Raw genomic sequence first — 6,180 nt, 5'->3', positions numbered from 1 at the left:
GGTTCGGCCCATAGCGGTCAGGAAATCCGGATGGGGGGCGGGGATCGGCGCCGTTCCGATGCCGTCGACAACGTTTTCCAGCGGGAATTTGAGATCGTTGATCTTGTGCAGGGCAACCTCGAGCGCGCGCGCCACGATCTGCACGCCGCCGGCAAGGCTTTGTGTCGGCGCATAGAGGAAGGTGAGCTTTTCCGTCGCCAGTCCAGTTGCCTTGCTCACTTTCTCAACGGTCGCGCGGGGAGGCGGTTCGGCCGTCTCAAGGATAAGCACCGCGGAAGATGCGATGTCGTGATAGGAAAGTGTTTCGAACAGCGGTTCGACCCGGGCGAGGGCCCGCGCAGGCCCAGATCCCATCGCAAAATAGTCCTGGCCAGACAGGTTCCAGCCCGCATACTGGCTGCCCAGGCAGGCCAGCACCGGCTGCGAAGATCGCGCTTCGACGGTGAACGGCCATTGCTGTGACGCGCGATCCATGAACACCGAAACGCTGCCGAGACCGCCCATCGCAGCCTCAGCCATGCGCATCCCGGCCTCGACGCTGCCGACGGTCTTGGCGCCGGCATCGATCAGGCGCTCGCCCAATGGTCCCCTGGAAACGACGATACGCAGGCGTTCGGCGTCGCCGATCATGCCGTCAACGATGCGCTGTGCATTGTCGTTCAGGAATGCCGAACCGTCTTTCATGTCCGGTCTCCTTCCCATTGGAGTTGCAATTGGCTGGCTTGTCCCTTGATGAGCCGCTTGGTCGATTGGGCGCTCGGACCGCGCGCGAAGACCGTGCAGACAGGGTCGCCGGCAATCAGACGGGTGCCAGCCGACTGTTGGTCCGCTGTCCATTCAGGCCAGGCAATCGACGGAAAGTGAGTGATTGGCGTCGCGGCGTAGGTCACCATCGACGCCATCGAATCGACGAAGCGCGGCAAGCGGAAGACCTGACCCGTCGCGGCGCGCAGATGCGCTTCGATCAATGGCGCGTCAACATCGTCGAAAATGTCGAGGGTGGCGCCCGGCCTCGGATTGATCTCGATGAACGTGTAGCCATCTGGTCCACGGATCAGATCGGCGCTGCACAATCCAAGCAGGCCGGCGCGCCGCGTCAGACTTGAGAGCCAGCCGCCGATGACCGCCGCCTGTCTGCGATCGAAGCGTCTCAACCGTACGGCGCCGCCGTAGCGATAGGGCGCTGTGGGGGCGGGAGACGTCCATTGGTGGCTGAAACCCACGAGGTGCGCGGTTTGACCATTGCCGACGAACAGGGCCGAGATGCTGCGACCGGCAACGAAGCGCTGGAAGTAGCGGCCGGCGGTCGGGCTTTCTCCGGCTGCTCGTCTGACGTGTCCGCCGCCGGCGCCGCCCGCGGTCTTGACCACCCAGTTCTCCGGGTCAGGCGGCTGGTCCCATCGCAGTTGCGGATGCGGGATGCCGAGTTCGGCACAATCATCGGCCAGCAACTGCGGATCCTTGATCCTGCGGATCGCGGCGCCGCCATTGCCGGCGAGCCGAAAGTGTCGCGCGATTTTGTCCACGGTCTCAGGCATCCGCTCAAACCCTGAGCCCAGGACAATGGCGGCCGGCAGGTCGTCGCCAGCCAATCGCCGAAGCGTGTCGATGATGCGCTCGCCGTCGATGCCTCCTTGCAGGTCGCCTGGCAGCATTGTCGCGCGTTCTGCGAGCGCGACGGTGTCCGTATCGCAAAAGAAATCGGCGACCAGCGGACGATAGCCGGCGCGACGCGCGGCGGCGGCCAGCCCCCGGCCTGAAATTGCCGCGATCAAAAGAGATCCGGCGTTACTTGGCAATCTCGCGTGCAAGGGAAAACGCTTCCTGAAAACCGAGCGTGATCGTCTTTTCGGATTCGATCATTCTTTTGAAGAGACCGAATTCGACCTTATATTTGGCATTGCCGATGGCAAGCGGACCAATGCCGACGGCTTTTGCCGCATCGGGTGGATCACCATTGGCATTGACGGCCAATCCTTCGATGCCGGCCGGGGGAACGGCATTGACGTCGGCCGCAATAAGCAGGTCATTGCCTTTCAATTGGGCTTTGGAGACCACCTGGACGCCAGCTTTGGCGCAAGCCAGGATAATTTCGTTGGCTTCGACCAGCTTTGTCTTGCGGGCGTCGCTCGATCCGTCAGCCGCATCGACGGTGAGGTGGAACCTGCTTTCGATCTCGGCCGCGATCTGCTTGACCCGTTCGATGCCGTCATGGCCGACAAGTGTGACCCGGGCACCTTCCCCTGCCGCGATGACGGCGGTGCAGAAGCCGACGACGCCGGTGGCGCCGAAAACAGCCACTCTCGTATCCCTGAGCGCACGCTGGAATTTCTTCTCCAGCGCCTTTTCGACCTTGGCCACCATCGCCGCGGCTGTGGTGAACGAGCCGGCTGGATCGGCAAATACCGAAACCTGGAAAGGCGGCACCATCGCCTTCTTCGCGGCGTCGAACATGTCGAGCGCCAACGAGGCATCCTTCCCGGCGATGAAGATGCCGGTGTCGACACCCGCATCCGGCGGGCGTGAAAAGATCGCGTCCTGGACCAGTCCCGTCACTTCGGCCAGGCCCACATCGACATAGGGGACGACGGCGTCGAAACCTGCGTCGAGCGCCATGTTCACGTCGAAGGGGCTCATCTGCTTCAACGGTGTCAGCATGTGCAGGATGTGTTTGCGGGCCATTTCTTGCCTTTCTGCCTGAAACTGAAGCGTCAGCTGCCGACGAGATCCAGCCTGGTTGAACTGATCTTCGCGCCGGAGTTCCTGCCCTTGACGATCTTGACCTCAAGGCCGCCCTCAACTGTCGTCTTCCGAACCGCGTCGACGAACTTGAGTGCGGCGTCCTGCGATGGCGCGAAGGCAAAGCCTGTCGGCCCCCAGGAACTCTGGCCGATGCCGACGGCGCCTGCTTCATTGAGACAGTGGGCCACCATCTCGACCCGCTTCGAGGTGAACACGCCGCCCTGGGCCGGGGCGAAATGGCTGCCGATCAGCATCTGTATCGCGGTGACGGCGGCGCCGAATGCCGGAAGGTCCCGCTCGACCAAAGCCGGCATTATGCCCATCAGCACCCTCCGGCAGATCTCCCCACTGCCTGCCGTTGGGAATGGCGGCAGCGAGCGAAACGCCGCAACCTCGGCTGCTCCATGCAGTCCATGCCCGGAATGGTCGAGGATGAGGAGGACGCGCCACTCTTCCGGAAACGGCAGCCGCGCGACGACCGGAGGCGTTCCGCCGCGGTCGTTCTTGCCGGCGTCGACTATGACGCCGCCGTCTTCGAAACTTGCGATGCCGATGCCGGATCGGCCGCCCCGCTCGAGCAGGTTAGCGTCGCCGGCGATGTCCAGAGGCAGATTGTGGAGCGTGCGCAACGCCGAGGCGACGGCAAGGGCGATCTGTGTGCCGGAGCCCAGACCCGCATGACTGGGGATCGACTGCTCTACCACCAGATGGTGCTGGCCGCGAATGCCAAGATGCTTGCAGAGCGTCGATAGATGCTCGCTGGCGCGGGTGCTCTCGGAGCCTTCGACGATGGTCTCGCTGGACCGCGACAGGGTGACGACGGTTTCGGGTTCGCTCAATGGAAGCCCGACGCTGCCGAACCGCCGTCCAGCATCGCCATTGAGATCAAGGAAGCCAAGGTGCAGGCGAGCGGGCACTCGTATGGTAACAGAATTCGACATCTGCCCCCCGATGGGTGCATCATGGATGCATCATGGAAGTTTAGGTGCCCGGTACCATGATAACTGTTTTCGTCGATGGGGCAAGCCAAAGAGAACGCATACGTGTTTGCCGGCTCCGGCGTGTGACAGACCGAGCAATTCGCGGAGGTCGAGATGAACGAGACAGTCAAGGAAAAGGTCTATTCGGAAGCCGAGATCGCCGACCGGCTTGAGAAGGAGTTGCCGAAATGGCGTTATGAAAACGGCTGGATCCGGCGCAAATACAAGACCCACAGCTGGAAATCGACGCTCATGGTCATCAACACGGTTGGTCATCTCGCCGAGGCGGCGTGGCACCATCCTGATATCACCGCCTCCTATGCCTGGGTCGAGGTGCGCCTGACGAATCACGCGGCGAAAGGCATTACCGACAAGGATTTCGAGTTGGCGAAAAAGATCGAGGACGTTGTCCAGTGGCAGCCGGCCAAGGAAGGCGGGGCACTGGAGGGCACTCCACTGACCGATCAACGCTTCGCTTACGTCAAATATGACTAAGCAGGGTCGGAATTTGTTGACGCGTATGAAAACATTCGCTGATCCGCTGCAGGGTGGGGTTCACGGCCAATCCAGTTTCGTCTAGGATCGAGCCGGCACCAGAAAGTAGTTTAGCGAATGGCGGTTGCTTGGATCGGCAACCGGGAAGCGCTGATTGAGCACGCGGCTGCGCATGCCGCGTCGCTATTGTCGTCAAGTCGGTGCCCGGTTTTCAGCTTTGATACGGATATAGATGGCACGAGGGCGGCGATCGCGCTGGCTGAGCGGGCTGGCGCGGCATACGACCATGCCGATGGTGCGGCACTTGCCCGAGAGACCGCGCTTTTTACCGACAAGGGGGCAATGACCGTCGCCCCCGGAGAGACGCGCCGGCGTGCCGATGTCGTGGTGATCGTGGGCGAGCTCCCGCGGATCCATCATGGTCTTGTCGGCGAACTTGCCGGGACGGTTCCCGACCTCTCGACCGGCAACCAGCGCGCGTTCTTCGTGGTAGGCCCAAACGGGATGTCTGTGCCGCCGCTGAACGGCGGACGCAAGGCAACGCAACTTTCCTGTGGCCAAGCTAGCCTCACCGCCACGCTGGCGGCACTGAGGGCACAGTACAAAGGGCGGCGTACATCGCAACCGGTGTCGAATTTCAATGATTTTGCCAAAGCTCTGGCGGCCGCGCATTTTCCCGTGTTCCTGTTTTCAGGCCACGCCGCCGAAGGCTTGGCATTGGAGATGCTGCAAGGACTGATCGCCGATCTCAATCGCAAATCGCGCGCATCCGGCCTTTATCTGCCGGCGAGCGAAAACGGGTGGGGAAGCGCGCTCGCCTCGGCCTGGATGACAGGTTTTCCGCTGCGCACCGGCTTTGCGCGCGGCCTCCCTGAATTCGATCCCTGGCGCTGCGATGTGGAGCGCATGATCGCTGCCGGCGAAGCTGACCTGCACCTGCGGATCTCCGCCGCAACGGCCCAACTACAGAAAAAAAGGGCACGCATGGCGCTGATTGTGCTGACGAAAACGGAAAAGCCGGTTGCCGGCGCCGCAGTCACCATGGCCATCGGCGAGGCTGGGGTCGATCACGATGCGGTTGTCTACTCCAGCCGCACGGGCTCGCTCAGGTCGATCGATGCGCAAGCGGCCTCGCAATTGCCCTCCGCCGCGACGATCATCCGCCTGATCGCTACCCACGCTTTCCTCGAGCCACTGCCATGCTGACGAAAATCGCCGACGGCGACATCATCGATCCCGTCAACGGCCGTCTCGGCAAAGGCGACCTCTGGATCAAGGACGACAAGATCGTTCCGGCGCCGGCGGGAGGGGCGGCCGACCGGACCGTCGAAGCCAGCGGCTGCATCGTGATGGCTGGCGCCATCGATATCCACTCCCACATCGGTGGCGGCAATGTGAACACCGCGCGGCTGCTCTTGCCCGAACAGCATGCCGCCCATCAGCTGCGGCCAGCAATGACGCCGCTCGCCAATGCCGGCTGGTCGACGTTCCAGACCGGCTGCCTCTACGCAAAGATGGGCTTTACGACGGTCGTCGAGCCGGCGATGTCGCCGGGAGCGGCGCTGCACACGCATCTCGAACTGGCTGACATCCCGATTATCGACAAAGCGACCCTTGCCATTCTCGGCAACGACGATTTCCTGTTGTCGATGATCCGCGACGACGCCCCCCGGACGATGATCGAGGACTATGTCGCCTGGACGGTCGCTTCGACGCGAGCGCTTGGGGTCAAGGTGATCAACGCCGGTGCGGCGGCCGCCTTCAAGGAGAACGTCCGCACCTTCTCGCTGGATGATGTCGTGCCTTCCTATGGCGTCAGTTCGCGCAAGATCGTCAAGACGCTGCAGGCCGCCGTCGACAGTCTTGGCTTGCCGCATCCCTTGCATGTCCATTGCAACAATCTGGGCAGCCCCGGATCGGCGGATACGGCGGCTGCGACGATTGCAGCGGCGGATGGACTGCC

The 6,180-nt window shown here is 62.6% G+C and carries 7 protein-coding genes; 3 read left to right on the top strand and 4 right to left on the bottom strand.

Annotation, left to right across the window (positions count from 1 at the left end):
• From mch to EN994_RS14055, 4 genes are all read right to left on the bottom strand, one after another.
• Nucleotides 1-684: methenyltetrahydromethanopterin cyclohydrolase (mch, locus tag EN994_RS14070; protein WP_127307598.1), on the bottom strand; the 684-nt coding region annotated here is incomplete at its 3' end.
• A complete protein-coding gene (locus EN994_RS14065) occupies nucleotides 681-1,775 on the bottom strand; it encodes an ATP-grasp domain-containing protein (protein WP_063167856.1) in 1,095 nt (364 codons plus the stop codon). The genes EN994_RS14065 and mch, both read right to left, overlap by 4 nt.
• A 13-nt stretch (nucleotides 1,776-1,788) precedes the next feature.
• The gene (locus EN994_RS14060) at nucleotides 1,789-2,682 is read right to left on the bottom strand and encodes an NAD(P)-dependent methylenetetrahydromethanopterin dehydrogenase (protein WP_127307597.1); all 894 of its coding nucleotides are present in this window, start codon (nucleotides 2,680-2,682) and stop codon (nucleotides 1,789-1,791) included.
• Nucleotides 2,683-2,711: 29 nt separating this feature from the next.
• Nucleotides 2,712-3,683 (bottom strand): beta-ribofuranosylaminobenzene 5'-phosphate synthase family protein, encoded by a 972-nt coding sequence (locus EN994_RS14055; RefSeq protein ID WP_024504393.1) that lies wholly within the window; start codon nucleotides 3,681-3,683, stop codon nucleotides 2,712-2,714.
• Between the two features lie 153 nt (nucleotides 3,684-3,836).
• Between EN994_RS14055 and EN994_RS14050 the strand changes: the two genes are divergently transcribed.
• The 3 genes from EN994_RS14050 to EN994_RS14040 all read left to right on the top strand — a co-directional run.
• On the top strand, nucleotides 3,837-4,217 hold the full coding sequence (locus EN994_RS14050; RefSeq protein WP_013532029.1) for a 4a-hydroxytetrahydrobiopterin dehydratase: 381 nt from the start codon (nucleotides 3,837-3,839) through the stop codon (nucleotides 4,215-4,217).
• A 117-nt stretch (nucleotides 4,218-4,334) separates the two neighbouring features.
• Complete coding sequence (locus tag EN994_RS14045; protein WP_063167857.1) at nucleotides 4,335-5,423, top strand: hypothetical protein; 1,089 nt, start codon at nucleotides 4,335-4,337, stop codon at nucleotides 5,421-5,423.
• Nucleotides 5,417-6,180, top strand: a 764-nt coding sequence (locus EN994_RS14040) for an amidohydrolase family protein (RefSeq protein ID WP_164745911.1), incomplete at its 3' end; no start/stop codon positions are given. The genes EN994_RS14045 and EN994_RS14040, both read left to right, overlap by 7 nt.

The organism is Mesorhizobium sp. M7A.F.Ca.CA.002.09.1.1 (genome assembly GCF_003998555.1).
Lineage (GTDB): Bacteria > Pseudomonadota > Alphaproteobacteria > Rhizobiales > Rhizobiaceae > Mesorhizobium > Mesorhizobium ciceri.
This window is presented reverse-complemented; position numbering and strand designations above follow the sequence as displayed.